Origin of the sequence: Nonomuraea recticatena (genome assembly GCF_039533245.1) — a bacterium.
GTDB lineage: Bacteria > Actinomycetota > Actinomycetes > Streptosporangiales > Streptosporangiaceae > Nonomuraea > Nonomuraea roseola.
The window spans coordinates 1-25,045 of record NZ_BAAATE010000051.1 but is presented as its reverse complement, the minus strand read 5'-3'; the positions used below and the strand labels follow the sequence as shown (position 1 = coordinate 25,045).

Below are 25,045 nucleotides of genomic sequence, written 5' to 3'. Positions count from 1 at the left end.
GTCAGCCCCTCCCGAGTTGCGCGGAGATCTTCGCCAGGTTCTCCAGTCTGCGCTGGAGCGGCGGGTGCGTGGAGAACAGACCCGCCAGCGTATGCCCCTGCTTGAGCGCGGGGGCGAAGTAGAAGGCGTTGAACGGCTCCGCCTCGCGCAGGTCGCGCGTCGGGATCCGCGCCATCTCGCCGCTCACCTTGGTCAGCGCGCTGGCCAGCGCGGACGGCTGCTGCGTCAGCAGCGCCCCCGCCCTGTCGGCGGCCAGCTCCCTGTAGCGCGACAGAGCGCGCGTCAGCAGGAAGCTGACGGCGTAGACCAGGATCGAGGCCAGCATGACGATCAGGCCGATGGGCAGCCCGCCCTGGTTGCCGTCGCGGCGGCTGCCGAGCCCTGAGTAGAGAGCGAACCGCGTCATGAGCCCGGCCACGATGCCGAGGAAGGAGGCGATCGTCATGACCGCGACGTCGCGGTGCGCCACATGGGACAGCTCGTGGGCCAGGACGCCTTCCAGCTCCTCCGGCTCCAGCCGTCGCAGGATGCCTGTCGTCACGCAGACGACGGCCTTCTTCTGGTTGCGTCCCGTGGCGAAGGCGTTGGGCACGTCCGAGTCGGCGACGGCCACTCTCGGCTTGGGCATGTCGGCCATCGCGCAGAGCCTGTCGATCAGGCCGTGCAGTTCGGGAGCCTCCTGGGGCGAGACCTCCCGCCCGCCCATCGCGAACAGGGCGATGCGGTCGGACAGGAAGTACTGCGCCAGAAGCATGACACCGGCGATCAGCAGCACGCTCAGCGCCCGCACGCCCAGGGCGATGAGGGCGCCGACGAAGACGACGTAGAGCAACCCGAGCAGGAACATCGTCACGACCATGCGGCTGGTGAGGCCGCGGTCCGACGCGAACCGGGTGCTCACGGGCTAACCCGGGATGAGCCCCGAGTCGCCCAGCATCTCCCGGACTTCCTCGATCGAGGCGTCCGCGGGGGGAAGGATCAGCTCGGACGGCTCCAGGCTGTCGTCGGGCAGCGCCTTGCCCACGTGGCGCACCTTGTCGAGCAGAGCGTGAAGCTTGTCACGGAACTCGGGTTCGTTGTCGGCCTCGATGGCCGCCTCGAGCTCGCTGTCGAGCTCGTTGAGCACGCCGAGATCGCCGTCGGCGATCTGGACCTGCCCCTCACCCATGATTCTGACGATCATGCGGGCTCCCCTGGCTGGCGCAGCTGCTGGGTCTGCGACTGCGGCTGGGGCTGGGCCTGCGGCTGCCCCTGCTCGATGGAGGGCTGGGGAGCGGAGCCCTGACCGAGCTCGGCCTTCATCCTGGCGAGCTCGAGCTCGACGTCCCTGCCGCCGCCCATGCGGTCGAGCTCGGCCTGGATGTCGTCGTTGCGGCTGCCGCTGAAGTCGTCGAGCGCGCCGCTGGCCAGCAGCTCGTCGATGGCTCCGGCGCGGGCCTGCATCTGCGCGGTCTTGTCCTCGGCCCGCTGGATGGCCAGACCGACGTCGCCCATCTCCTCGGAGATGCCGGAGAAGGCCTCGTTGATGCGGGTCTGCGCCTCGGCGGCGGTGTAGGTGGCCTTGATGGTCTCCTTCTTGTGGCGGAAGGAGTCGACCTTGGCCTGGAGCCGCTGGGAGGCCGTGGTGAGCTTCTCCTCCTCGGCCTGCAGGTTGTCGTGCTGGACGCGCAGGTCGGCGATCTGGGTCTGCAGGCTGGAACGACGGCTCAACGCCTCACGCGCCAGGTCCTCACGACCGACAGACAGCGCCTTGCGGCCCTGGTCCTCAAGGCGGGTGGCCTGCTGCTCGATCTGGTTGATCTGCAGCTCCACCCGCTTGCGCGACGTGGCGACGTCCGCCACTCCCCTGCGCACCTTCTGCAGCAGCTCGAGTTGCCGCTGGTATGAGTAGTCAAGGGTCTCGCGCGGATCCTCCATTTTGTCCAGGGCCTTGTTGGCCTTGGACTTGAAGATCATCGAAAGTCTCTTCATCACGCTCATGCGCGTCGGCCGTCCCCTTCTTAGGTCGTGCTGTGGTCACCCAGTGCAGCGCAGCCGCCTTGGGATTACCCTACGCATAACGCACGGGGGCGTCACTAAGTTGCACGCCAGGTAGGGTTGACGCTGTGTTGCGTCGCCGTTCCCAGACCTCAGTGGACGAGTCCCCCGTCCCCACTGACGATCCTAAGCCCCAGGGCAAAGGACGTCCCACCCCGAAGCGCCGTGACGCCGAGGGGCGTCGGCGCCAGCCTGTGACCGCTCCAGCCAACCGCAAAGACGCCTACAAGCAGATGCGGGCCAGGCAGGCGGCCGACAGGGACAAGGCCCGTCAGGGCATGATGCGCGGCGAGGAGCGGTACCTCCCCGCCCGCGACAAGGGCCCCGTGCGCAAGTTCGCCCGTGACTGGGTCGACTCGCGCCGGGTGATCAGCCAGTACTTCCTGCCCTTCTCCCTGGTGATCCTGCTGCTGACGTGGATCCCCTTCCCTCCCGAGATCCGCAACTGGGTCTACTTCGGAGTCATCACGATCGGCTGGCCGATCATGATGGTCGGCGTGCTCGCCACCTCCGTGTGGGTGTCGTGGAAGGTGAAGAAGCTCGCCGCGGAGAAGTTCCCCGGCGAGAACCTCAAGGGCATCGGCTTCTACGCCTCCATGCGGGCGCTGCAGATCCGCAGGCTCCGCTTCCCTCCGCCTCAGTTCCTTCCCGGCGGCAAGCCCGCGCCGCCGAAGGCCTGAGGCCTCTTCTCGGGTACGGCCCGCGTCCTGTCGTGGACGCGGGCCGTACGCGTGTCAGCGCGTCAACCGTCGGCGAGCTCCCAGTGGAGAGCTCCGCGGACCACCCGTGGCCGCCAGCCGTGGACCTCACCTCCGTCGCGCAGCGCGTCGGCGTGGGCACGCAGCAGGGCCAGATAGGACGGCGCGCGGCCGAAGCCGACCCCTCCGATCGTGTCGTCCCAGCCGACGTCGCCCTCCTGGGAGTCGATCAGGGCGTACTCCTGATGCTCGCCGTCCCTGTCGGGGAAGTGCAGGAAGGGGATCATGCGGCCGTTCCAGTGCTCCAGGCGCGGTTCGGGGCCCTCCACGGTGGGGAAGTGGTGACACAGGAACCGCCACGTATCGCGAATCCCCCTGACACCGAGGCCCGAGGCGTTCCCCGGTCCGAAGGTCATCGAGCCGTCGTGGCGCAGCAGTGAGGCGCGCAGGTCGTCGGGGAAGCGCAGGCCAGTCTGCGCTTCGGCCACCGCGATGGTCCGCGCTCTCGCGGGGCCGCGCAGCGCGGCGTGGGTGACGGGCGCGTGCTCCCTGAGCCATCGCTCGACGCGCAGCCACTCCGCGTCCACCTCGCGCTTCACCGCGGGGTCGAGGGGGCGGATCACCGCCCGGCGCTTCTGCGGGGAGCAGGCGGGATCACGCGTCGGCGCCGGGGTGGGCGTCGGCTCGGGCACGAGCGCCACAGTCGCCTCCGACTGTGGGACGAGCCGGTCGTCCTCGGCCGCGGCGCTGGGCTCGCCGGTGATGTTCGTGGCCACGACCAGGCCCAGGGCGCCGACGAGCACGCCCGCGACCACTCCGGCCAGCAGCCCCCTGAAGAACCTGTTCTTCTCGCGGGGACGGTAGCGTTCGAGGTCCTCAGGGGCGGGGCGGCCCAGCACCGGCTCCAGGACCTCCTCCTCGTCCTGAGGAGCCCTTCTGTCGATCCTGATCGCGATCGCGGCGAGGACGGCGGCGGTCAGCGCCATCCGCAGGAGCTTGAGCACCCGCGGCACCCTACCCGACGTACTCCCAGACCAGCTCACCGGAGATCACCCGCGGCCGACGGCCGTCCACGAGGCCACCGCCTGCGTCCGAGGAGCTCTCCGGCCTGTCCCTCCCGCGTGACGCCGTTGCGACGGCGGCGCAGCCGTACCGCGATGGCGGCCAGGATGGCGGCGGTCAGCGCGAGCCGTACAAGCTTCACCACGCGGGGCACACTATCCCGAACCGATACAGTCGAGTGCATGGAATTCCGTCACCTCGGCCGCAGCGGCCTCCTCGTCAGCGAGATCAGCTACGGCAACTGGATCACCCACGGCTCCCAGGTCGAGGAGGACGCCGCCAAGGAGTGCGTGAAGGCGGCCCTCGACGAGGGGATCACGACGTTCGACACCGCGGACGTGTACGCGGGCACCAGGGCAGAGGAGGTCCTGGGCAGGGCGCTGCACGGAGTCAGGCGCGAATCGCTCGAGATCTTCACCAAGGTGTACTGGCCGACGGGCCCCGGCCCCAACGACCGCGGCCTGTCGCGCAAGCACATCACCGAGTCGATCAACGGCTCGCTGCGCCGCCTGCAGACCGACTACGTCGACCTCTACCAGGCCCACCGCTTCGACTACGCGACGCCTCTCGAGGAGACGCTCAAGACCTTCGACGACCTCGTACGGCAGGGCAAGGTCCTCTACGTCGGCGTCAGCGAGTGGACCGCCGACCAGATCGCCCAGGCGCTGAAGATCGCCGACGAGATGGGCTTCGACCGCATCGTGTCGAACCAGCCGCAGTACTCCGCCCTGTGGCGCGTCATCGAGTCGGAGATCGTGCCGCTGAGCGAGAAGGAGGGCATCAGCCAGATCGTCTGGTCGCCCATCGCGCAGGGCGTGCTCACCGGCAAGTACCTGCCCGGCCAGGCCGCCCCCGCCGGTTCGCGCGCCACCGACGCCACCGGCGCGAAGATGATCGACAGGTTCATGGACGACGACGTGCTGACCCGCGTCCAGAACCTCAAGCCCATCGCCGCCGACCTGGGCCTCACCATGGCCCAGCTCGCGGTCGCCTGGGTGCTGCAGAACCCGAACGTGGCCAGCGCCATCGTCGGCGCCACCAGGCCCGAGCAGGTGCGCGACAACGTCAAGGCGGCGGGCGTCAAGCTCGACGCCGAGGTGCTGTCGAAGATCGACGACGTGCTCGGCCCGATCGTCGAGCGCGACCCCGCCAAGACGGTCAGCCCCGCCACCCGGCCATAGCGATTACGCATAAAAGAAAAACCCCTTGGGTCCCAAGGGGTTTTTCTTTTCACTCCGCCCGCAGCGACATTCCCGAATATTCAACCCGGTCCTCGTCGAGCAGAGCCACCTGCTCGACCCCCGATTCCAGCAGGTCACGGTAGTTTTCACCGAGCCACGACTCGGCATCGGCCTGGCTCGGGAAAACCTCGCGCGGCAAGGGGCGGTCGGTCACCTCACCACCATTCGCGTTTTCATAACGCCAACGCCATGTCATGCCATACGCTCCTTTTCCGCGGGATCGCCCGAGCTTTAATCGGCACCCCGCACCATACCCCTGGAGCATGGAGGTCGATCCGATGCTGCGCGCATTCGGGCTCGCCTGCGCGGCGGCCTTTTTCTTCGCCGCCCCCGCCCTCGCAGAGCCCGCTCCCACGGGACCCGATCCGGACGCCGCCCGCATGTGGAGCTACTGGCAGAGCGACGGCACCGCGTGGCTGTCAGGTCAGGCGGGCACGGCCGCCCGCGACGGCTCGGTGATCGGCTGGCGCTTCGCGGCCACACCGGACGGCTCGGCGGCCGAGTCTCCCCGCGGTGACCTGCCCGCCTTCGACCAGGTCTGCGGCAAGGAGCCCGCCGCCTCAGGACACCAGCGGGTCGTGGTCGTGGTCGACTTCGGCGACGCCGAGACCGACGCCTACCCCGGCGAGCAGCCGCCCGCCGCGCTCACCAGGTGCGTCAGCGGGGCCGAGGGGGCCACGGGCGTGGACCTGCTCGCGCTGGCCGGCAGGGTGCGTGCCGAGGGCCCGGGCGCGGTCCTCGCGGTCAACGACTACCCCGCGAGGGCGAAGGGCGGCTCCGAGGTCGCCGCCGCGCCCTCGGAGCCTGCCGAGGGCGGCCTTCCCGTCCTGTGGATCGCGGGAGGCGCGGGCGCCGCCGTCCTCCTGGCGGGAGGGGTCCTCGTGGCGCGACGCTCCCGCGGGCGTGCCACGCTGTGAGACGTGCTTGTCAGGTTCATCGGTACGGCGGGGCGCGAAGGCTGGCCCTCACCCGGCTGCTCGTGCGTCTCGTGCGCGTCGCTCCCACCGAGATCGCGCTCACCGCTGGAGGTGGTGGTCGACGAGGCGCTCAGGCTGCCCGGTGAGGGGCTGGCGCCCGGCTACCGCCTCGACGGTCCCGTCCTCGTCGCCCCTGACGGCTCCAGGCTCCTCTTCCCGCCCTTCCCCGCACCATCCGCCTGGGCCTCCCCTCGGGAGGCGGCCTGCGACGTCGTGCTGCTCGATCTGATCGGCGACCCCTTCGTCCTAGGCGACCTGCGCGGGCGCGGCGTCGTCACCCCCTCGACCCACGTGGTCGCCGTCGGGCTCGACCACCGCGTCAGGCCCGAGGAGCTGGCCAGGCGGCTGGCCCTGTGGGGGGCGAGAGCCGTACCCGACGGCGCCGTCCTGGACACCTCCCACGCTCCCTCTCCCATGCCGCCTCCCGCGCGGCGCACGCTGCTGCTCGGCGGCTCGCGCTCGGGCAAGTCCGCGGAGGCCGAGCTGCGGCTGGCCGGCGAGCCGCACGTCACCTACCTCGCCACGGGCCCCTCGGGTCACGACGATCCTGAATGGGCCGCGCGGGTGGCCGTCCACCGGGCCAGGCGCCCCGCGCACTGGGCCGACGAGGAGACGACCGGGCTGGCCGAGGCGATCATGCGGGCCACGACCCCGCTGCTGGTGGACGGGCTCGGCACGTGGCTGGCGGCGATGTTCGACGAGGCGGGCGCATGGGAGGAGCCCTCCCGCCGCGACGAGGTCGTACGGCGCTGCGACGAGCTCGTCGAGGCGTGGCGCTCGACCCCTCAGCGCGTCGTGGCGGTGTCGGACGAGGTCGGACTCGGCGTCGTCCCCTCCACCTCCAGCGGGCGCGCCTTCCGCGACGCGCTCGGCCGGCTCAACCAGCGCATGGCGGCCGAGTCCGAGGATGTCGCACTCGCCGTCGCCGGCCGTCTCCTGCCCTTGTAGACACGCCGCTTCCCGCGGAGCGGCGGACGGTGCGGGGTTCCTCCCGCCGTGGTGGGCGCGCCCCTTCAGGGGCGGGGGGTGCGGACCGCGCGGGCCGACCAGCGCCCTTCCAGGCGGTCCACGCGCAGCTCGCGGCCGAAGCACTCCGAAAGCGCCGGCGCGGTCAGCGTCTCCTCCACGGGACCGGCCGCCAGGATGCGGGTGTCGCGCATGAGCAGCGCGTGCGTGGTCGTGGCCGGCACCTCCTCCAGGTGGTGCGTCACCGTCACCGTGGTCAGCCCTTCGCGCTCCGCCAGGTCCTCGATGGCGGTGATGAGGTCCTCGCGCGCGGGAAAGTCGAGGCCGGCGAAGGGCTCGTCGAGCAGCAGGATCGCGGGCTCGGCCATGAGCGCCCTCGCCACCCTGATCCTGGCCCTCTCCCCCTGCGAGCACACCCTGAACAGCCGGTCGGCCAGGTCCTTGCAGCCCATGTCGGCCAGCAGCGCGTGCGCCCTGTCGTGCTCGGCCTGCCCGTAGCGGTCCCAGAGCGGGGCGCTGGTGCCGGTGTGCCCGGTGAGCACGACGGTGTGCGCGGTGGCGCCCTCCTCCTCCAGCAGGCTCTCGTCCACCAGACGCTGGCTGGCGGCGACGAGACCGATGTCCCTGCGCAGCTCCCTGAGGTCCACCCTGCCCAGACGGCGGCCGAGGACGGTGGCCACCCCTTCGGTCGGATGCCGTACGGCCGCCGCCAGCGACAGCAGCGTGGTCTTCCCCGCACCGTTGGGACCGAGGATCACCCAGTGCTGGCCGTAGGCGACCCGCCAGTCGATCCCCGCCAGCAGCGCCCTGCCGACCACCTGAACACTGACACCTTCGAGTTCCACGGCATGCATCCGGACACCCTAGCCACCACCGCCCCGCCGATCGGCCCGCGGGGTTCGGGATCCATGGACCGCTTCCAAGAGATATCCGGGGTCCGAGGCAGCCCGGGGATCCGAGACAACCGGCCGTGTCCGAGGGCAGCCTGGGGTGTTCGAAGCAGCCCAAGGGTTCGAGGCAGCCCGAGGGGCCGAGGTGTTCGAGGGGCCGAGGACGGGGTCGCGAGGAGGGGGTTGCGGGGAGGCGCGGGATGTGCGAGGGGCGGGGCGGGTGGTGGGTGGGTGGGAGCTTAGGATCGGCGGTCATGGTCGGGTCGGCGGGGCTGCGGTTCGCGGTGGGGACGCTGAGCGTCTTCCCCGTCAGGGTGGACCGGGTGGATCGCGAGGTGGCCGGTCACGCGATGGTCCTGGCGCCGGTGGTCGGCCTCGCGCTCGGGGTGGTGAGCTGCCTCCCGCTTCTGCTGCCTGGCTCGGGACTGCTCGAAGCGGCGCTGGCGCTCGGACTCCTCGCGGTGCTGACCAGGGGGCTGCACCTGGACGGCCTGGCCGACCTCGCCGACGGCCTGGGCAGCGGGAAGCCCGCCGCCCAGGCGCTCGACATCATGAAAAAGTCGGACATCGGGCCGTTCGGGGTCATCACGCTGGTGTTCACGCTGCTCGTGCAGTGCGCGGCGCTCGCGCAGGCGGGCCCCGCGGCGCTGGTGACGGCGTGCGTGACAGGACGGCTGGCGCTCACCTGGGCCTGCGCCGACGGCGTCCCCTCCGCCAGGCCGGGTGGTCTGGGCGACATGGTGGCGGGCACCGTACGCCGCCGAACCGCCCTGCTGGTCACCCTCGCCGTGGTGGCGGTCGCGGGGGTCGCGGGCGTGGTGCTGTCCCGGGTGGCGCTCCCTATCGCGGTCGTGGCGGGGCTGGGGGCCGCCATGGCGCTGCTCCACCACGCCAGGCGCAGGCTCGGCGGGGTCACGGGTGACGTGCTCGGAGCGCTCGTCGAGACCGCGACCACCGCCGTGCTCGTGGTGTGCGCCGTGATCGGCTGACCCCATGCGCAACCGGCCGCGTCAAGCCGGCCGATGCGGTCAGCCGATGCGGTCAGCCGATGTGATGAGCCGAGCCCTGATCGGCCGAGCCCTGATCGGCCGAGCCCTGATCGGCCGAGCCCTGATCGGCCGAGCTCTGGCCTGCCGAGCTCTGGTCAGCCGGCCGATGCGGTCGGCCCAGCCTGGTCAGCCGGCCGGCTGCTCCTGCCGTACGGGCCAGCGCCTGAACAGCAGCGCGGCGAGGACGGCCAGCACCGCCCAGCCGGCCAGGCCAGTGACGCCCGCGACCACGGTGTTCGGCGGGGCCGCCGCGTCGCCGAGCATGAGCGCGAGCGAGGCGGCGGGGTTGAGCGCCGCGTGGCCGATCACGGCGGGCCACACGCTGCCCGTCCTCAGCCGCAGCCAGCCGAACAGCATGCCGGCCGGCACGCAGAACCCGACGAACAGCAGCGCCGCCCACGGTCCGAGGCTCGGGTAGTTGTAGCCGAGGGCGGTGGCCGGAGCGTGCCACAGGCCCCAGATGACCCCGGACAGCACCAGCCCCGCGAACACCCCTCGTGAGGCCACCAGCTTGGGCAGCAGCCAGCCGCGCCAGCCCCACTCCTCGCCCAGCATGGGCACGAGGTTGAGCACGGGCAGGAGCAGGGTCGAGACCGCCAGCTGGACGAGCAGCGCGGCGTGCGGGTCGCCGGGCAGGGGCACGCCCGTGGCGCGCATCGTGGCGGTGAACAGGCTGAGGCGTCCGAGGTCGAGCGAGACGAGCCCGAGCGCCGCGGTCATGGCGAGCGTGCCGTACACGACCAGCGGGACGGCCGCCCAGGTCGCGAAGAACAGCCCGATGGTGCGGCCTCTTCGTTCACCGAGGGTCAGGCCCGTCTCGCGCGCCCACACGCGGAACGGGGTGCGCCTGACCGCCCACACGGCCAGCACGCCGAGCGCCGGGGTGAACATCATGAGACCGACGAGCGGGCCGAAGGAGGGGTCGGCCAGGCCGCCGCCGAGCCAGAGCGGGAGCGCGGACAGCCAGGCCAGGCCGTACGCCACGAGCAGGAAGAGCAGGATCACGAGCGTCTCCTGGCAGAGGGGAACGGGGGGAGGCTCACTGCCGGGGGCGGTGGGGGTCGGCGGGCAGGAAGGGCTCGTGGCGGCGGGTCATCGTCCGACGCGCTCGGCGAGCAGGGCGTTGAGCAGGGCGGCGCCGCGCGCGGCGTCGTCGATGCTGACGACCAGCTGGCCGCCCGAGTGGTAGCGCAGCACCAGGCAGTCGCCGCCGCGCAGCATGATCGCCGCCATGCCCGGCACGCCGCGCAGCCCCCAGCCGCCCACCTGGCTCGGGTGGCGCACCTCGGACCACGCGCTCTCGATCTTGGAGAGCCCGATCCTGCGCACCGGCCAGCCGAGGGGGCCGAAGCCGATGGCCACGCCGTCCTGGGTGATCCGCACGGTGGCGGAGGAGGTGAGCAGCCCTGCCACCAGCAGGATCACCGAGACACCGAGCAGGCCGGAGGCCGCGCCCTCCATCAACCCCAGCGCCGTGGACACGCCCAGCGCCAGCGCCCCGACGCCCGAGACCACCGCGAGCGCGGCCAGCCAGGCGTTGGAGACGCGGCTGACCCACACCGAGCGCTGTCCCGCCTTCAGCCGCAGCCTGGGCGGGGCCTCTCCCGGCTCGGGGGCCTGGTCGGGAGCGCCCCTGAGGAGGTAGCCCGCCAGGACACCGCCTGCGGCGGCCACCGCCATGGTGACGGCGACGCCCCAGCCGAGGGGCCTGGCCCGCGTCCAGTCGGAGACGTCGAGGTTGGAGTAGAGGATCGACAGCTCCATGCCGATCACGAACAGGCCCCAGCCGACCAGGAAGCCCCACCAGTAGGCGCGGCTCAGCCGCCGCTCGAAGGCCTTCCCGTGCAGGGCGACACCGACCATGATCGCGAGTGCGACGAGCGCCATGGCGACGGTGAACAGCAGGTTCTGGGTGAAGGACATGTGGTTGTCGGGACCCGCGCCGCTCCAGTGAGTGGCCAGAGGGTCGGGAAGCCTGTCACGGAGGGCCAGGGGGACGCCTACGAGGACGGCGGTGACGATCAGCCCCCAGATCCCCGCCGCTGTCAATGCCCTGTTCATGGCAGCTCCTTCAGTACGTCGATGAGGTCGTCGCGGCTGTAGCCGTACTTCTTCGCCTCTTCCAGCAGGTCACGCGCCCGCTGGACGATGAGCGCGCGTCCGGTCGGGACGCCGGCCACGCTCACCCCCCGCCCTCTCCTGAATTCCAGGAGCCCTTCGTCGCGCAGTTCGCGCAGGGCGCGGAGAACGGTGTTGGCGTTGATGCCGAGCGCGTCGGCCAGGTCCCTCGCAGGGGGGAGGCGATCCCCCGCCGCATAGGAGCCGTCGCCGATGGCGCGCCTGATCGCCCCGGCGACCTGCTCGTGCAGGGGGCGGGGGTCGTTGAGATCGAGCGTGAGCAACATGGTGCTATCAACACTAGCACCATTTCTTGGCACAGTATTGGTAGGATGAACCCCTGTTTATGAATAAGCCGCCAACCGTGGATAGCATCGGTCTACGTGACCACTGTGCGGCTGAACTCAGCAGATCCCGTCTCGTTCGACACCGACGCGTTGGTCGTCGGATTCGTGTCAGGCCCGCAGGGGCCCCGCTCCTCGATCGAGGCGGTCGACAGCGCCTTCGAGACGGCGCTCGCCACCGTCGCCTTCACCGGCAAGGCCGGTGAACTGGCCAAGATCCCCACGTTCGGCGCCATCACCGCGCCGCTGCTGGTCGCCGTCGGTCTCGGCGACTCCGCCGACCAGGAGGGCCTGCGCCGCGCCGCGGGCGCTGCCGTCCGCTCGCTGGCGGGCACCGCGCGCGCCGCGCTGGCGCTGCCGGCGACCTCGGCCGAGGAGGCCGAGGCGGTCACGCTGGGCGGCCTGCTCGGCGCCTACGACTACAGCCGGTACCGCACCAACGGCGAGCGCAAGGCTCCCGTCGCCGAACTCGACGTGCTGACCTCGGCCGGAGGCTCCGCCGAGCGCGCCTCGATCGTCGCCGACTCCGTCGCACTGGTCCGCGACCTGGTCAACACCCCGCCCTCCGACCTGTGGCCCGCCAAGTTCGCCGAGATCGCCGAGCAGGAGGGCGGCAAGGCCGGTCTCAGCGTCGAGGTGCTCGACGAGAAGCAGCTCAAGGAGGGCGGCTACGGCGGCATCGTCGGCGTCGGCCAGGGCTCGGCCAACCCGCCGCGCCTGGTCCGCCTGTCCTACACCCACCCCGAGGCGGCCAAGACGCTGGCCTTCGTCGGCAAGGGCATCACCTTCGACTCGGGCGGCCTCTCGCTCAAGCCGTCCTCCGCCATGGACTGGATGAAGTCCGACATGGGCGGAGCCGGCGCGGTCTTCGGCGCCCTGGTCGCCATCGCCCGCCTCGGGCTCAAGGTGAACACCGTCGGCTACCTCTGCCTGGCGGAGAACCTGCCCAGCGGCACCGCCACGCGCCCCTCCGACGTGCTGACCAGTTACAGCGGCAAGACCGTCGAGGTGCTCGACACCGACGCCGAGGGCCGCCTGGTCCTCATGGACGGCATCGCCCGCGCGGCGGAGGACGACCCCGACCTGATCGTCGACGTCGCCACCCTGACCGGCGCGCAGATCGTCGCCCTCGGCTGGCGTACGGCGGGCGTGATGTCCAACGACGACGCCGTACGCGAGCACGTCGTCGAGGTCGCCAACTCCGTGGGCGAGGGCGCGTGGGGCATGCCGCTGCCCGAGGAGCTGCGCAAGGGCCTCGACTCCCCCATCGCCGACATCGCCAACCTCCAGCCCGAGCGCTGGGGCAGCATGCTGGCCGCCGGCATCTTCCTGAAGGAGTTCGTCCCCGAGGGCAGGCGCTGGGCGCACATCGACATGGCCGGTCCCGCCTTCAACAAGGGCGAGCCGCACGGCTACACCCCGAAGGGCGGCACGGGCGCCATCACCCGCACCCTCATCGGACTGGCCGAGAGGGCCGCAACGGGCCTTAACAAGTGAAAAGATGACGGCATCACCATCCGACAAGGAGCTTTCCTGTGGCCTACGACATCGTCGTCCTAGGTGGCGGTAGCGGCGGCTACGCCTGCGCACTGCGGGCGGCAGAGCTGGGCAAGACGGTCGCGCTGATCGAGAAGGACAAGATCGGCGGCACCTGCCTGCACCGCGGCTGCATCCCCACCAAGGCCCTGCTGCACTCGGCAGAGATCGCCGACGAGACCCGCGAGAGCGAGGCCTACGGCGTCAAGGCCCGTTTCGACGGCATCGACGTGCCCGGCGTCCACGCCTTCAAGGACAAGATCGTCACTCGGGCGTGGAAGGGCGTTCAGGGCCTGCTGAAGTCCGCGGGCGTCACGATCGTCGAGGGCGAGGGCAGACTCGTCGGCCCCAACCGCGTCCAGGTGGGCGCGGAGGTCTACGAGGGCGGCAGCATCGTGCTGGCCACCGGCAGCGCCCCCAAGTCGCTGCCCGGCCTCGAGATCGACGGCGAGCGCGTCATCACCAGCGAGCACACGCTGAAGATGGATCGCGTCCCCACCTCGGTCATCGTGCTGGGCGGCGGCGTCATCGGCGTGGAGCTGGCCAGCGTCTACCGCTCCTTCGGAGCCGAGGTCACGATCGTCGAGGCGCTGCCCCACCTGCTGCCGCTGGAGGAGGAGTCGAGCTCCAAGCTGCTGGAGCGGGCCTTCCGCCGCAGGGGCATCAAGTACGAGCTGGGCGTCTTCTTCGACAGCGTCAAGACCACCGACACCGGTGTGGTCGTCACGCTGGCCAACGGCAAGACCCTCGACGCCGAGCTGCTGCTGGTGGCCGTGGGCCGCGGCGCGGTCAGCGCGGGCATGGGCTTCGAGGAGCAGGGCGTCACGATCGAGCGTGGCGCCGTGGTCGTCGACGAGCACTGCCAGACCAGCGTGCCAGGCGTCTACGCGATCGGCGACCTGATCCCCACCCTGCAGCTGGCGCACGCCGGCTTCGCCGAGGGCATCATGGTGGCCGAGCACATCGCGGGCCTCAACCCGCCGCCCATCGACTACGACGGCGTGCCGCGCATCACCTACTCCGACCCTGAGGTCGCCTCGGTGGGCATCACCTCCAAGCAGGCGGCCGAGCGGGGCATCGAGATCGTCGAGCAGGTCTACGACCTGGCCGGCAACCCCAAGAGCCAGATTCTCGGCACCTCGGGGGCCGTCAAGGTCCTCGCCCAGAAGGACGGTCCCGTCGTCGGCGTCCACATGGTCGGCCGCCGCATCGGCGAGCTCGTCACCGAGGGCCAGCTGATCTACAACTGGGAGGCGCTCCCCACGGAGGTCGCCCAGCTGATCCACGCTCACCCGACCCAGTCCGAAGCCATGGGCGAGGCCATGCTGGCGCTGGCCGGCAAGCCCCTGCACGTCCACAACTAAGAACTCGAGGAAGTCATACCCATGCCGGTCTCCGTACAGATGCCCCAGCTCGGCGAGAGCGTGACCGAGGGCACGGTAACCCGTTGGCTGAAGAAGGAGGGCGAGCGCGTCGAGGCCGACGAGCCGCTCCTCGAGGTGTCGACCGACAAGGTCGACACCGAGATCCCGTCGCCTTCGGCGGGCGTCCTTACCAAGATTGTCGTCGCCGAGGACGAGACCGTCGAGGTCGGCGCCGAGCTTGCGATCATTGACGAGAACGGCACCGAGGGCGCCGCCGCCCCGGCTCCTGAGGCCGCGCCCGAGCCTGAGCCCGAGCCGGCCCCCGCGCCCGCCTCCTCGATCCCGCAGCCCGCGCCCGCCGCGCCGCAGGCCGCGCCCGCCCAGCAGGCCCCCGCGCCCGCTCCTGCTCCCGAGCCCGCCCAGGCCCAGGCCCCGCAGGCCCAGGCCCCGCAGGCGCCCGCTCCCGAGCCCGCCCAGGCACAGGCCCAGGCTCAGGCGCCCGCCCAGGCCCAGGCCGCCACCCCGCTGCCGTCGGGTGGCGACAGCCCCTACGTCACGCCGCTGGTGCGCAAGCTGGCCAACGAGCACGGCGTCGACCTCGACTCGCTGAACGGCACCGGCGTCGGTGGCCGCATCCGCAAGCAGGACGTGCTCGAGGCCGCCAAGTCCCAGCGCGACCAGGCCGCTCCGGCTCAGGCCGCCGCTCCGGCCGCAGCGCCCGCCGCTCCCGCCGCCCAGGCGCCCGCCGCTCCCGCGGCAGCCGCCCAGGCTCCCGCGGCCGCGCCCGAGCCTGTCCAGGTCGACACCACGCTGCGTGGCCGTACCGAGAAGATGACGCGGCTGCGTCAGACCATCGCCAAGCGCATGGTCGAGTCCCTGCAGACCGCCGCCCAGCTCACCTCGGTCGTCGAGGTGGACGTCACGAAGATCGCCCGGCTGCGCAACAGCGCCAAGGACGAGTTCTTCCGCCGTGAGGGCGTCAAGCTGACCTTCACGCCGTTCTTCGCGATGGCCGCCGTCGAGGCGCTCAAGCAGCACCCGAAGCTGAACGCCACGATCAACAACGAGACCAACGAGGTGACCTACTTCGACGTCGAGAACCTCGGCGTCGCGGTCGACACCGAGCGCGGCCTGCTCGCGGCGGTCGTCAAGAACGCCGGTGACCTCAACCTGGCCGGCCTGGCCAGGAAGATCACCGACGTGGCCGAGCGCACCCGCGACAACAAGGTGACGCCCGACGAGCTCACCGGCGGCACGTTCACGCTGACCAACACCGGCAGCCGCGGCGCGCTGTTCGACACGCCGATCCTGAACCAGCCGCAGGTCGGCATGCTCGGCACCGGTGCGGTCGTCAAGCGCCCTGTCGTGCTCGACACCCCCGAGGGCGAGGTCATCGCGGTCCGCTCGATGGTCTACCTCGCGCTGACCTACGACCACCGCCTGGTCGACGGCGCCGACGCGGCGCGCTTCCTCACCACGATCAAGCGCCGCCTGGAGGAGGGCCGCTTCGAGGCCCAGCTGGGTCTGGCGTAACACCCGAGGTGATCACACCGGGCGCCCGCGGAGCTCTCCGCGGGCGCCCGGCCCCTTTCCACCGCCCGTACGGCTGACGCGGCGACCCCGGGCGTAGGGTGGGTGAATGGCGATCATCGTGACGGGCGCGTCGGGGCTGCTGGGGACCGCGCTGGTCGCCGCGCTGAAGGCCGAGGGCCACCAGGTCGTACGGCTGGTGCGCAGGGCGCCGCGCGGCACCGAGGAGTCGCGATGGGACCCCGAGCGGGGCCTCGTGGACAGGTCGTCGCTCGAAGGCGCCCACGCCGTGGTGCACCTGGCGGGCGCGGGGCTCGGTGAGCACCGCTGGAGCGAGGCGTACAAGAGGGAGATCGTCGCCAGCCGCGTCGAGAGCACCAGGACACTGGTCACCGCGCTGAGAGGGCTGGAGCGGCCGCCTGAGGTGCTGCTGTCGGCCTCTGGAGCGGGCTTCTACGGCGATACGGGCGACCGGGTGACCGACGAGAGCGGGCCGCGCGGTGAAGGCTTCCTCGCCGAGCTCTGCGAGTGCTGGGAGGAGGAGGCGGCCGCCGCCGAGCAGGCCGGCGTCAGGACCGTACGGCTGCGCACGGCCATCACGCTGAGCGGCAGGGGCGGGGCGCTCAAGCAGATGCTGCCGGTGTTCAAAATGGGACTCGGAGCGCCGCTGGGGTCGGGGCGGCAGTGGTGGGCCTGGATCTCGCTGGACGACTGGGTCCGCGCAGCCCTCCATGTCCTGAAAAATCGTGATGTGGTGGGGCCGGTCAACCTGACCTCCCCCGAGCCGGTGACCAACAAGGAATTCACGAAAGCCCTGGGCAGGGCGGTGAAGAGAGCGACGATGCCGGTCGCCGTGCCGGGCTTCGCGCTGCACACCGCGCTCGGCGGCTTCGCGGACGAAGGCTTGCTGATCGGACAGCGAGCCGTCCCGGCGAAACTGCTTGACACAGGCTTCAGGTTCCTGCATCCGACCCTCGACGACGCGCTGACCGCCGTACTCTAGTGAGCCATTCGTCCGACTCACCCGTGGGGGTTACACAATGAGCAGGTCAGGACAGTCGCACATCCTCGCCATCGGCGGCGGCTCCTTCAGGCAGACCGCCCGATACGGTTTCATCGAGGCCAGCCCCCTGCTGCGCTACGCCCTTGACCTCACCGGCCAGGACCGGCCGAAGCTCGGCCTGCTGGCCACCGCGACGGGTGACGACTCCGACTGGCTGCTGAAGATGTACGGCGCCTTCGCGGGCTGGGACGTCGAGGTGAGCCACCTGACGGTCTTCCCGATGCCCAACGTCGAGGACCCCAGGGCGTGGATGCTCGAACAGGACATGATCTACGTCAGCGGCGGCAGCGTGGCCAACCTGGCGGCGCTGTGGCGGCTGCACGGCCTCGACGAGGCCTTCGAGGAGGCCTGGAAGTCCGGCGTGGTGCTGGCGGGGCAGAGCGCGGGCGCGCTGTGCTGGCACGTCGGCGGCAACACCGACTCCTTCGGACCCACGCTGCGGACCTGGGCCGACGGCCTGGCCATGCTCCCCTACTCCTGCGGCGTCCACTACAACTCCGACCCCCAGCGCCGCCAACTGCTGCAGGCGTCGGTCGCCTCGGGTGAGCTGCCCGACGGCTACGCCGCCGACGAGGGCGTCGGCCTGCACTACGTGGGCACCGAGTTCATCCAGGCGGTCACCGTCGACCCCGCGGGCTACGCCTACAAGGTCGAGCACGACGGCGCAGGCGGCGTCAAGGAGTTCAGGATCGAGCCAAGGCTTCTTACGGCATGACGGCTGAGCTGGGGCAAAGGAAGTCCCACGGGCGCGTTTCTTGTGAGTAACCTTGTTCTGTGGCGAAGCTGACGATTGTCCGTCTTGGCGTGGACGTGCCCTACGAGCAGGCCTGGGCTCTCCAAAGACGCGTTCACTCCCACAGGGTCGCAGGATCGCTCGGCGACACCGCGCTGCTGCTGGAGCACGCCCCGGTCTACACCGCGGGCAAGCGCACCGCGGCGCACGAACGGCCGGCTGACGACACCCCCGTCGTCGACGTCGACAGGGGCGGGCGCGTCACCTGGCACGGGCCGGGCCAGCTCGTCGGCTATCCGATCATGCGGGTCGGCGACATCGGAGCCTACGTCCACGCGCTCGAGGACGCCATGATCCAGATCTGCGCCGACTTCGGCGTGGCCGTGCGCAGGATCGAGGGGCGCAGCGGTGTCTGGGTGCCCGGCGAGGGCGGCCCCGACCGGGCGCTGGGCGCGATCGGCATCAGGATCGCGGGCGGCGTCACGATGCACGGCTTCGCGCTCAACTGCGCCAACGACCTCAGGTGGTTCAACAGGATCGTGCCCTGCGGCCTTGCCGACGCGGCCGTCACCTCGCTGTCGCAGGAGGCGGGGCGGCGCATCGTGGTCGACGAGGTCATGCCGTACGCGGAGAAGCGGCTGGCCGAGGCGCTGGAGGCCGAGCCGTACGAGATGCACGAGGAGGATCTTCTCCAGGCGGTGGCCAGACAGCGCTGACATCGGGCTGAGCCGCCTTTAGGATCGGCGGCATGCGCAGGATCGCCGCGCTCGCCGTGTCCCTCGCCGTCCACGCGCTGACACTCGCCTTCGTCGTGCTCGGTGTGCTCATCGTCGTCGGCTCCCCCTCCCTGTTCCTGTCCTGGATGCTCGGCGCCCTCCTCGTCGCGATCGGGGTGCTGCTGCGTCCGCGCCTCGGCCGACTGCCCGACGACGCCGAGGTGCTCGCCCCCTCCGCCGCCCCCGAGCTGTACGGCCTGGCCGCGCGCGTGGCGGACGAGGTGGGCGTGCCGCGCCCCGCGCAGGTCGCCGTGCTCGACCTGTCCACCGCCGCGGTCTACCTGAGGCTCGGCGTGCGCAGGGTCCCCGTCCTGCTGGTGGGGCTTCCGCTGTGGCTGGCCGTCTCGCCGAGGCAGCGGGTGGCGCTGCTGGCGGGCGCCTACGCCACGGCCGTCACCGACGACGGCTTCCTCGTGGAGGGCGCGCTGTCCACGCTCGGCGAGTGGCGGCACTCGCTCCTGGGCGCCGAACCGCTGAGCGCCCGCAGGGAGGCCGACGTCGCCATGGCGATGTCGCTCGGCGCCTGGGCGCCGAGCTCCTCCTACAACGCCGTCGGCCTGCTCGGCAGGCTCGTCGGCAGGGCCTTCGGCTGGCCCGTGCTGATCGTCGAGCACATCCTGACCAGGCTGGCCGCGGCGGGCGGCGCGCAGGCGGCAGGGCGGTGGCGGGCGCTCACGCTGCGGGCGACGACGGAGGAGGACCTCGCCGACCTGGAGGAACTGATCGCCCACGGCAGCTACCTGGCGCCGATGCAGGCGGCCGTGCTGCGCGGCGAGAGCGTCGAGGCGATCAGGGAGTCGGCGCTGACGAGGGCAAGGCTCGCCCCCGACGGCGTGCTCACCTCGGCCCCCGGCTCCCCGCTGCTCGACGCGGCCGCCTCGGCGGTCATCGACACCGAGCTGAGCAGGCACTACACCAGGGCGGCACGCGGGTTCGGCCTCATTACCTGAGAGACGTAAGCTTGAACGGTGACCGTTGCTCCTGAAGGCCGTAAGCTCCTCCGCCTGGAGGTGCGAAACGCCGAAACCCCTATTGAGCGCAAGCCCCCGTGGATCAAGACCAAGCTCAAGACCGGTCCCGAGTACACCGAGCTGAAATCGCTGGTGCGCAGGGAGGGCCTGCACACGGTCTGCGAAGAGGCCGGCTGTCCGAACATCTACGAGTGCTGGGAAGACCGCGAGGCGACCTTCCTCATCGGCGGCGACCAGTGCACCCGCCGCTGCGACTTCTGCCAGATCGACACGGGCAAGCCCAAGGAGTACGACAAGGACGAGCCGCGCAGGGTCGCCGAGTCCGTGCAGCAGATGGGCCTGAGGTACGCCACCGTGACCGGCGTGGCCCGTGACGACCTGCCCGACGGCGGCGCCTGGCTCTACGCCGAGACCGCCCGCCAGATCCACACGCTGCTGCCGGGCTGCGGCGTCGAGCTGCTTGTCCCCGACTTCAACGGCGACCAGGCCCAGCTGGAGGAGGTCTTCTCCAGCAAGCCCGAGGTCTTCGCGCACAACATCGAGACCGTGCCGCGGATCTTCAAGCGCATCCGTCCCGCCTTCCGCTACGAGCGCTCGCTCGGTGTGATCACCAAGGCCCGCGAGGCGGGGCTGGTCACCAAGTCCAACCTGATCCTGGGCATGGGCGAGGAGCGCGAGGAGGTCGTCCAGGCCATGCGCGACCTGCACGAGGCGGGCTGCGACCTGCTGACGGTCACCCAGTACCTGCGTCCCACGCCGCGCCACCACCCGGTGGAGCGGTGGGTGAAGCCGGAGGAGTTCGTCGAGCTGCAGGCCGAGGCCGAGGCGATCGGCTTCGCCGGGGTGCTGTCCGGGCCGCTGGTCCGCTCCTCCTACCGGGCGGGGCGCCTCTACCAGCAGGCCATCGAGGCTCGCCAGATCGTCTGACCGATCACGTGAAAGGACCGCGTCCCACCAGGGGCGCGGTCCTTCTCGCATTCCCAATGTAACGCAATGGTCACAAACCTATCGATCAGTAGGTTTTCTGGTTAACACTGACTGCGTGGACTTCGACGAACTGATCAACCAGCTGGACCTCTCCACCAAGATCCGCCTCCTCACCGGCACGGACATGTGGTCGCTGCCCGCCGTCCCCGAGATCGGCCTCGACCGGCTCGTGATGAGCGACGGCCCCATCGGCGTGCGCGGCGAGCAGTGGACCTCCGCCGACCCCTCGATCGCCCTGCCGAGCCCCACGGCGCTGGCCGCCACCTGGGACACCGGCCTGGTCCGCCAGGTGGGCCGCCTGCTGGCCCAGGAGGCCAGGCGCAAGGGCGTGCACGTGCTGCTGGCGCCGACGATCAACCTGCACCGCTCCCCCCTCGGCGGACGGCACTTCGAGTGCTTCTCCGAGGACCCCTACCTCACCGGCGAGCTGGGCGCCGCCTACGTCGAAGGCGTGCAGGAGGGCGGTGTCGCCACCACGCCCAAGCACTTCGTGGCCAACGACTTCGAGACCGACCGCTTCACCGTGGACGTCAAGGTGAGCGACAAGGTGCTGCGCGAGGCGTACCTGGCACCGTTCGAGCGGGTGGTGCGGGCGGGCGCCTGGGGCCTGATGACCGCCTACAACTCCGTCAACGGCACCACGATGACCGAGCACTCCGAGCTGGTCAACGGCGTGCTGAAGCAGGAGTGGGGCTTCGACGGCTACGTGGTGTCCGACTGGACCGCCGTGCGCTCCACCGAGGCGGCGGCGCTGGGCGGCACGGACGTGGCGATGCCGGGGCCGTTCGGGCCGTGGGGCGACAAGCTCGAGGAGGCCGTGCGCGAGGGCCGGGTACCCGAGTCGGTCGTCGACGACAAGGTCCGCCGCATCCTCCGCCTGGCCCACAGGGTCGGCGCGCTGCGGCCGCCGTCCGGCGCCCCGGCCGAGCGGGCCGAGCACGCCGCGATCGACGGGGTGGCGCTCGCGCGGGAGGTGGCGGCGCGCTCGTTCACGCTGCTCAAGAACGACGGCGACCTGCTTCCTCTCGAAGGCGTGACGAGCCTGGCGCTCATCGGCTCGGCCGCCGACGAGGCGCGGATCATGGGAGGGGGAAGCGCGCAGGTCTTCCCCGACCGCACGGTCTCCCCGCTGGAAGGGCTGCGCGCCCGCGGCGAGGTGCGCTACGCCCTCGGCACCGACCCGAGGGTGCGGCTGTCGCCGCTGGCCGTACCGACGACCGCGCAGTTCCTCGACGCCGAGGGGCAGGTGCTCGCCGAGCACCCGCTGGCGACGACGGAGGCCAGGTGGGTCGGCCAGCTGCCGCCCGACGTGGACGGCGAGCGGCTCAGCGCGGTACGGCTGCGCGCCGCCTACACCCCCGACCTCACCGGCGCGCACGAGCTGTCCGTCGCGGGCGTGGGCCCCTTCACCGTGCGCGTCGACGGCGAGACGGTCTTCGACGCGACCATCGAGCTGGAGGGCGACGACCCCGCAGCGGCGTTCCTGTCGCCGCCCGAGCGGCGCGTCGCCGTCGAGCTGACCGAGGGCACGGCCTACGAGCTGGAGGTGACCCACCCGGCGGGCGCCTTCGGCGGCATGGCGTTCGTCGCCTACACCCTCGGCCACGCCAACCCCTCCCCCGGCGACGACGTCCTCATCGCCCAGGCGGTGGAGGCGGCACGGTCGTGCGAGGTGGCCGTGGTGGTGGCCGCCACGACGCTCGAGGTGGAGAGCGAGGGCTTCGACCGCGAGAACCTGCGCCTGCCCGGCCGTCAGAACGAGCTCATCGCCGCCGTCGCCGCCGCCAACCCCCGCACGATCGTGGTCGTCAACGCGGGCTCTCCCGTCGAGATGCCGTGGATCGCCGACGTGGCCGCGGTGCTGCTCACCTGGTTCCCTGGGCAGGAGGCGGGGTCGGCCCTCGCCGACGTCCTGTACGGCGACGCCGAGCCAGGCGGCCGCCTGCCCACCACCTGGCCGGTACGGCTGGCCGACAGCCCCGTCGTCGACGTCACGCCCGTGGAGGGGCGGGTCCCCTACGAGGAGGGCGTCTTCATCGGCTACAGGGGCTGGGAGAAGCTGGAGCGCACGCCCGCCTTCTGGTTCGGGCACGGCCTGGGCTACACGAGCTGGTCCTACGACTCGATCGCCGCCGAGGGCTCGACCGTGACGGTCGCGGTCACGAACACGGGCCCGCGCGAGGGACGGGAGGTCGTGCAGGTCTACCTCTCGGCCCCGACGCCCGACGGCAGGCCCGCCAGGTGGCTGGCCGGCTTCGACGTCGTGGAGGCCGCTCCGGGCGAGACGGTGCTGACGACGGTGTTCCTGCCCGAGCGCGCCTTCCAAATCTGGACGGACGAGGGCTGGACGACCGTGCCAGGCGAGTACACGGTCGAGGCCGGCCGCAGCGTCGCCGACAGGAGACTCGGCGCGACCACCAAGATCTGAGCCGTCATCACGAGCGCCCCCCTCGAGCCAGGCCGCTCGCGGGGGCGCTCGTCGTGAGCCCCTGGTCATCCTCAGGATGACGAGCTCCTCGCCGTGCCCCCGCGGTATGACGATCAGTTCGTCCGGCAGGAGGAAAGCGACGCCGCCGGCCGCTGCGAGGCTCCTTGCAGGACGTCAACCGCCTACGAGGAGATGACCGATGCCGACTTCCACACCGGGCCTTCGCGCGCGCCGTACCGGGATGAAGGCCATGGGGCTGGCCCTTGCCGCCGTCGCGACGCTGACCGCCGCGCCCGCCGCCGCCGAGCCCTCGGCTGTCAGGCTGAGACTGCCCGCGCCGACATGCGGGAGCCCGATCGGCGTGACCGACCTGCACCTGGTGGACAAGTCGCGTCCTGACCCGTGGGTGGCGGCCAGGCCGTACAGGGAGCTCATGGTGAGCGTCTGGTATCCGGCGGGCGGCTCGCCGCGCCTTCCTCTGGCCTCGCAGATGGCGCCGCTGGCGGCGGCGGACTTCGACGACACCCTCGCGCCCGCGCTCTTCGGCACCAGGCCCGGCACGGTGGACTGGGCCGCCACGACGACGCACGCCAGGGCGGACGCCCCCGTCGACAGGCGGGCAGGGCGCGTCCCCGTCGTGCTGTTCTCCGCGGGCGCGGGCGCGCCGCGCACGATCGGCGCCACACTCGTCGAGGAGCTGGCCTCCAGGGGCTACGCCGTCGTCACGGTCGACCACACCTACGAGGCGGCCCAGGTCGAGTTCCCCGGCGGCAGACTCGAACGCAGCGCCTTCCCCCAGCGGCCGACGCAGGAGGACATGGCCAAGGCGCAGCGGGTCCGCGAGGAGGACATGAGGTTCGTGCTCGACCAGCTCGCGCGGCTCGGGCGCGGCGACAACCCCGACGCCGAGCGGCGCAGGCTGCCTGCCGGTCTGCGCGGCGGGCTGGACCTGACGAGGATCGGGGCGCTCGGCCACTCCATGGGCGGGGCCACGGCCGCTCAGCTCACGCACGGCGACCGGCGCGTCGACGCGGGCGTCAACCTCGACGGCGGCTTCCGCGGGTCGGTCGCGACCACCGGCGTCGCCAAGCCGTTCCTCCAGATCGCCGCGGAGAACCACACCAGGGCGAGCGATCCGTCGTGGAGGTCGTTCTGGGACAGGTCCACGGGCTGGAAGCGCGAGCTGCGCTTCACGGGGACGGCGCACTACAGCTTCTCCGACGCCGAGGCGGTGGTGCCCCAGCTCGCGGGAGAGCTCGGCGTGCCGGCCGGCGACATCATCGGGACGATGGATCCCCGCCGCGCCGTGACCGCCCAGCGCGCCTACGTCAGCGCCTTCTTCGACCTGCATCTGAAGGGCAGGCAGACCACGCTGTTCGACGGCCTGAGCAGCCGCTTCCCCGAGGTGAAGCCGATCCCCTGAGAGGGCCGCCCGCGACGAGCCGCGCAAGGACGGGTCACGTTTTCATCTCCGGCGGGTGGTGTTTGTATCCTTCACAACATGGCTAAGCCCGTAGACCCAGAGAAGCCGGGGCGCATCAAGCAGCTCCGCATGATCGCGAAGATCATCCAGCAGGCCAACCCCAAGGGGATGCCGATCGTCTTTCTCTCGGCGGTCGCCACGCTGGCGGTGGTCATCGTGATCGGCCTGGTCACGGGCTGGATCTGGTATTCGATCTTCATCGGCATCATGCTCGCGTTCACCGTGGGCCTGATCGTGTTCGGCCAGCTGGCCCAGCGCGCCCAGTACTCCATGCTCGACGGCCAGACCGGCGCTGCCGCCGCGGTGCTGCAGGGCATGCGGGGCAACTGGGAGGTGACCCCCGCGATCGCCGCCAACCGCGACCAGGACCTCGTGCACCTGGTGGTGGGCTTCCCCGGCATCGTGCTGGTCTCCGAGGGGCCGGGCAACCGCGTGCAGAAGATGCTGGTCGGCGAGAAGAAGCGGCTGCAGCGCGTGGTCATGGACGTGCCCGTCTACGACATCCAGTGCGGCGACGGCGAGGGCCAGGTGCCGCTCGGCAAGCTGCAGCGCCACCTGATGAAGCTGCCGCGCAACCTCAAGAAGCCGGCCGTCAACCAGGTCAAGGACCGGCTGCGCTCGCTGCCGAAGAACCTGCCGATGCCCAAGGGCCCGATGCCCAAGGGCGCCCGCATGCCGCGCGGCCCGAAGATGCGCTAGGAGCTGTTTGGGGTTCGGATCTAGGTGAGGCCCAGTGGTGGCCTGGCCATGGCTGGTAGAACTCGGATGTGGCGCGCTTCGATGTGACAGATG

The 25,045-nt window shown here is 71.3% G+C and carries 26 protein-coding genes; 16 read left to right on the top strand and 10 right to left on the bottom strand.

Annotated features, from left to right (window positions below; translation table 11 throughout):
* Position 1: 1 nt before the first annotated feature.
* From htpX to ABFX50_RS46885, 3 genes are read right to left on the bottom strand one after another with little or no spacing between them, the layout of a single operon-like run.
* Positions 2 to 901: a zinc metalloprotease HtpX gene (gene htpX / locus ABFX50_RS46895; RefSeq protein ID WP_346156889.1), complete on the bottom strand. Its 900-nt coding sequence runs from the start codon at positions 899 to 901 to the stop codon at positions 2 to 4.
* A 3-nt stretch (positions 902 to 904) separates the two neighbouring features.
* Positions 905 to 1,183, bottom strand: coding sequence for a PspA-associated protein PspAA (pspAA, locus tag ABFX50_RS46890; protein ID WP_183658710.1), 279 nt, complete (start codon positions 1,181 to 1,183; stop codon positions 905 to 907).
* Positions 1,180 to 1,980 carry a PspA/IM30 family protein gene (locus ABFX50_RS46885; RefSeq protein WP_346156886.1) on the bottom strand — a complete coding sequence of 267 codons (801 nt, stop codon included), beginning with the start codon at positions 1,978 to 1,980 and terminating at the stop codon, positions 1,180 to 1,182. Before ABFX50_RS46885 ends, pspAA begins: the two co-directional genes overlap by 4 nt.
* A 152-nt stretch (positions 1,981 to 2,132) precedes the next feature.
* Here ABFX50_RS46885 and ABFX50_RS46880 point away from each other — a divergent pair, with 152 nt between their 5' ends.
* The gene (locus tag ABFX50_RS46880) at positions 2,133 to 2,717 is read left to right on the top strand and encodes a DUF3043 domain-containing protein (RefSeq protein ID WP_350655397.1); all 585 of its coding nucleotides are present in this window, start codon (positions 2,133 to 2,135) and stop codon (positions 2,715 to 2,717) included.
* A 62-nt stretch (positions 2,718 to 2,779) separates the two neighbouring features.
* On the opposite strand, the gene ABFX50_RS46875 is transcribed toward ABFX50_RS46880, so the two are convergent.
* A complete protein-coding gene (locus ABFX50_RS46875) occupies positions 2,780 to 3,739 on the bottom strand; it encodes an SMI1/KNR4 family protein (RefSeq protein WP_346156882.1) in 960 nt (319 codons plus the stop codon).
* Between the two features lie 35 nt (positions 3,740 to 3,774).
* A complete protein-coding gene (locus tag ABFX50_RS46870; RefSeq protein ID WP_346156879.1) occupies positions 3,775 to 3,942 on the bottom strand; it encodes a hypothetical protein in 168 nt (55 codons plus the stop codon).
* Between the two features lie 37 nt (positions 3,943 to 3,979).
* On the opposite strand from ABFX50_RS46870, the gene ABFX50_RS46865 reads away from it, so the two are divergent.
* Entirely contained in the window at positions 3,980 to 4,978 is a 999-nt protein-coding gene (locus ABFX50_RS46865; protein WP_183658703.1) for an aldo/keto reductase family protein, read from the top strand.
* A gap of 49 nt (positions 4,979 to 5,027) precedes the next feature.
* Here the strand turns inward: ABFX50_RS46865 and ABFX50_RS46860 are convergent, their stop codons facing one another.
* Entirely contained in the window at positions 5,028 to 5,234 is a 207-nt protein-coding gene (locus tag ABFX50_RS46860) for a hypothetical protein (RefSeq protein ID WP_183658701.1), read from the bottom strand.
* A gap of 67 nt (positions 5,235 to 5,301) precedes the next feature.
* On the opposite strand from ABFX50_RS46860, the gene ABFX50_RS46855 reads away from it, so the two are divergent.
* Positions 5,302 to 5,955, top strand: a complete 654-nt coding sequence (locus ABFX50_RS46855) for an SCO2322 family protein (protein WP_346156873.1) — start codon at positions 5,302 to 5,304, stop codon at positions 5,953 to 5,955.
* Positions 5,956 to 5,958: 3 nt separating this feature from the next.
* Positions 5,959 to 6,963: a bifunctional adenosylcobinamide kinase/adenosylcobinamide-phosphate guanylyltransferase gene (locus ABFX50_RS46850; RefSeq protein WP_346156870.1), complete on the top strand. Its 1,005-nt coding sequence runs from the start codon at positions 5,959 to 5,961 to the stop codon at positions 6,961 to 6,963.
* Between the two features lie 65 nt (positions 6,964 to 7,028).
* On the opposite strand, the gene ABFX50_RS46845 is transcribed toward ABFX50_RS46850, so the two are convergent.
* On the bottom strand, positions 7,029 to 7,835 hold the full coding sequence (locus tag ABFX50_RS46845) for an ABC transporter ATP-binding protein (RefSeq protein ID WP_346156867.1): 807 nt from the start codon (positions 7,833 to 7,835) through the stop codon (positions 7,029 to 7,031).
* Positions 7,836 to 8,125: 290 nt separating this feature from the next.
* Here ABFX50_RS46845 and ABFX50_RS46840 point away from each other — a divergent pair, with 290 nt between their 5' ends.
* Positions 8,126 to 8,860: an adenosylcobinamide-GDP ribazoletransferase gene (locus tag ABFX50_RS46840; protein ID WP_346156864.1), complete on the top strand. Its 735-nt coding sequence runs from the start codon at positions 8,126 to 8,128 to the stop codon at positions 8,858 to 8,860.
* A 186-nt stretch (positions 8,861 to 9,046) separates the two neighbouring features.
* On the opposite strand, the gene ABFX50_RS46835 is transcribed toward ABFX50_RS46840, so the two are convergent.
* From ABFX50_RS46835 to ABFX50_RS46825, 3 genes are all read right to left on the bottom strand, one after another.
* Complete coding sequence (locus ABFX50_RS46835; RefSeq protein ID WP_346156862.1) at positions 9,047 to 9,925, bottom strand: CPBP family intramembrane glutamic endopeptidase; 879 nt, start codon at positions 9,923 to 9,925, stop codon at positions 9,047 to 9,049.
* A gap of 87 nt (positions 9,926 to 10,012) precedes the next feature.
* Entirely contained in the window at positions 10,013 to 10,981 is a 969-nt protein-coding gene (locus ABFX50_RS46830; protein WP_346156860.1) for an SdpI family protein, read from the bottom strand.
* Positions 10,978 to 11,325, bottom strand: coding sequence for a GntR family transcriptional regulator (locus ABFX50_RS46825; RefSeq protein WP_183658686.1), 348 nt, complete (start codon positions 11,323 to 11,325; stop codon positions 10,978 to 10,980). The genes ABFX50_RS46830 and ABFX50_RS46825 overlap by 4 nt, the downstream gene beginning before the upstream one ends.
* Before the next feature lie 96 nt (positions 11,326 to 11,421).
* Between ABFX50_RS46825 and ABFX50_RS46820 the strand changes: the two genes are divergently transcribed.
* From ABFX50_RS46820 to ABFX50_RS46770, 11 genes are all read left to right on the top strand, one after another.
* Positions 11,422 to 12,879: a leucyl aminopeptidase gene (locus tag ABFX50_RS46820; RefSeq protein ID WP_346156856.1), complete on the top strand. Its 1,458-nt coding sequence runs from the start codon at positions 11,422 to 11,424 to the stop codon at positions 12,877 to 12,879.
* Between the two features lie 38 nt (positions 12,880 to 12,917).
* Entirely contained in the window at positions 12,918 to 14,282 is a 1,365-nt protein-coding gene (lpdA, locus tag ABFX50_RS46815) for a dihydrolipoyl dehydrogenase (RefSeq protein ID WP_183658682.1), read from the top strand.
* A gap of 21 nt (positions 14,283 to 14,303) precedes the next feature.
* On the top strand, positions 14,304 to 15,815 hold the full coding sequence (gene sucB / locus ABFX50_RS46810) for a 2-oxoglutarate dehydrogenase, E2 component, dihydrolipoamide succinyltransferase (protein WP_346156853.1): 1,512 nt from the start codon (positions 14,304 to 14,306) through the stop codon (positions 15,813 to 15,815).
* 106 nt (positions 15,816 to 15,921) lie between these two features.
* Positions 15,922 to 16,815: a TIGR01777 family oxidoreductase gene (locus tag ABFX50_RS46805; protein WP_346156850.1), complete on the top strand. Its 894-nt coding sequence runs from the start codon at positions 15,922 to 15,924 to the stop codon at positions 16,813 to 16,815.
* Positions 16,816 to 16,852: 37 nt separating this feature from the next.
* Positions 16,853 to 17,590, top strand: coding sequence for a Type 1 glutamine amidotransferase-like domain-containing protein (locus ABFX50_RS46800; protein ID WP_183658676.1), 738 nt, complete (start codon positions 16,853 to 16,855; stop codon positions 17,588 to 17,590).
* 59 nt (positions 17,591 to 17,649) lie between these two features.
* Positions 17,650 to 18,324 carry a lipoyl(octanoyl) transferase LipB gene (lipB, locus tag ABFX50_RS46795; protein ID WP_183658674.1) on the top strand — a complete coding sequence of 225 codons (675 nt, stop codon included), beginning with the start codon at positions 17,650 to 17,652 and terminating at the stop codon, positions 18,322 to 18,324.
* 32 nt (positions 18,325 to 18,356) lie between these two features.
* Positions 18,357 to 19,334 (top strand): M48 family metalloprotease, encoded by a 978-nt coding sequence (locus ABFX50_RS46790; protein WP_346156841.1) that lies wholly within the window; start codon positions 18,357 to 18,359, stop codon positions 19,332 to 19,334.
* Between the two features lie 18 nt (positions 19,335 to 19,352).
* Entirely contained in the window at positions 19,353 to 20,282 is a 930-nt protein-coding gene (lipA, locus tag ABFX50_RS46785) for a lipoyl synthase (protein ID WP_346156836.1), read from the top strand.
* A gap of 115 nt (positions 20,283 to 20,397) precedes the next feature.
* Positions 20,398 to 22,770: a beta-glucosidase H gene (locus ABFX50_RS46780; RefSeq protein ID WP_346156832.1), complete on the top strand. Its 2,373-nt coding sequence runs from the start codon at positions 20,398 to 20,400 to the stop codon at positions 22,768 to 22,770.
* A 199-nt stretch (positions 22,771 to 22,969) separates the two neighbouring features.
* A complete protein-coding gene (locus tag ABFX50_RS46775) occupies positions 22,970 to 24,193 on the top strand; it encodes an alpha/beta hydrolase family protein (protein ID WP_346156826.1) in 1,224 nt (407 codons plus the stop codon).
* A gap of 78 nt (positions 24,194 to 24,271) precedes the next feature.
* Entirely contained in the window at positions 24,272 to 24,952 is a 681-nt protein-coding gene (locus tag ABFX50_RS46770; protein WP_183658668.1) for a DUF4191 domain-containing protein, read from the top strand.
* Positions 24,953 to 25,045 lie beyond the last annotated feature (93 nt).

What these genes read in the sequence shown, in the direction of transcription:
- pspAA (WP_183658710.1), bottom strand. Translation starts at nt 1,183, where the DNA reads ATGATCGTCAGAATCATGGGTGAGGGGCAGGTCCAGATCGCCGACGGC.
- ABFX50_RS46885 (WP_346156886.1), bottom strand. Translation starts at nt 1,980, where the DNA reads ATGAGCGTGATGAAGAGACTTTCGATGATCTTCAAGTCCAAGGCCAAC.
- ABFX50_RS46865 (WP_183658703.1), top strand. Translation starts at nt 3,980, where the DNA reads ATGGAATTCCGTCACCTCGGCCGCAGCGGCCTCCTCGTCAGCGAGATC.
- ABFX50_RS46860 (WP_183658701.1), bottom strand. Translation starts at nt 5,234, where the DNA reads ATGACATGGCGTTGGCGTTATGAAAACGCGAATGGTGGTGAGGTGACC.
- ABFX50_RS46855 (WP_346156873.1), top strand. Translation starts at nt 5,302, where the DNA reads ATGGAGGTCGATCCGATGCTGCGCGCATTCGGGCTCGCCTGCGCGGCG.
- ABFX50_RS46845 (WP_346156867.1), bottom strand. Translation starts at nt 7,835, where the DNA reads ATGCATGCCGTGGAACTCGAAGGTGTCAGTGTTCAGGTGGTCGGCAGG.
- ABFX50_RS46840 (WP_346156864.1), top strand. Translation starts at nt 8,126, where the DNA reads ATGGTCGGGTCGGCGGGGCTGCGGTTCGCGGTGGGGACGCTGAGCGTC.
- ABFX50_RS46830 (WP_346156860.1), bottom strand. Translation starts at nt 10,981, where the DNA reads ATGAACAGGGCATTGACAGCGGCGGGGATCTGGGGGCTGATCGTCACC.
- ABFX50_RS46825 (WP_183658686.1), bottom strand. Translation starts at nt 11,325, where the DNA reads ATGTTGCTCACGCTCGATCTCAACGACCCCCGCCCCCTGCACGAGCAG.
- sucB (WP_346156853.1), top strand. Translation starts at nt 14,304, where the DNA reads ATGCCGGTCTCCGTACAGATGCCCCAGCTCGGCGAGAGCGTGACCGAG.
- ABFX50_RS46805 (WP_346156850.1), top strand. Translation starts at nt 15,922, where the DNA reads ATGGCGATCATCGTGACGGGCGCGTCGGGGCTGCTGGGGACCGCGCTG.
- ABFX50_RS46800 (WP_183658676.1), top strand. Translation starts at nt 16,853, where the DNA reads ATGAGCAGGTCAGGACAGTCGCACATCCTCGCCATCGGCGGCGGCTCC.
- ABFX50_RS46790 (WP_346156841.1), top strand. Translation starts at nt 18,357, where the DNA reads ATGCGCAGGATCGCCGCGCTCGCCGTGTCCCTCGCCGTCCACGCGCTG.
- ABFX50_RS46775 (WP_346156826.1), top strand. Translation starts at nt 22,970, where the DNA reads ATGCCGACTTCCACACCGGGCCTTCGCGCGCGCCGTACCGGGATGAAG.
- ABFX50_RS46770 (WP_183658668.1), top strand. Translation starts at nt 24,272, where the DNA reads ATGGCTAAGCCCGTAGACCCAGAGAAGCCGGGGCGCATCAAGCAGCTC.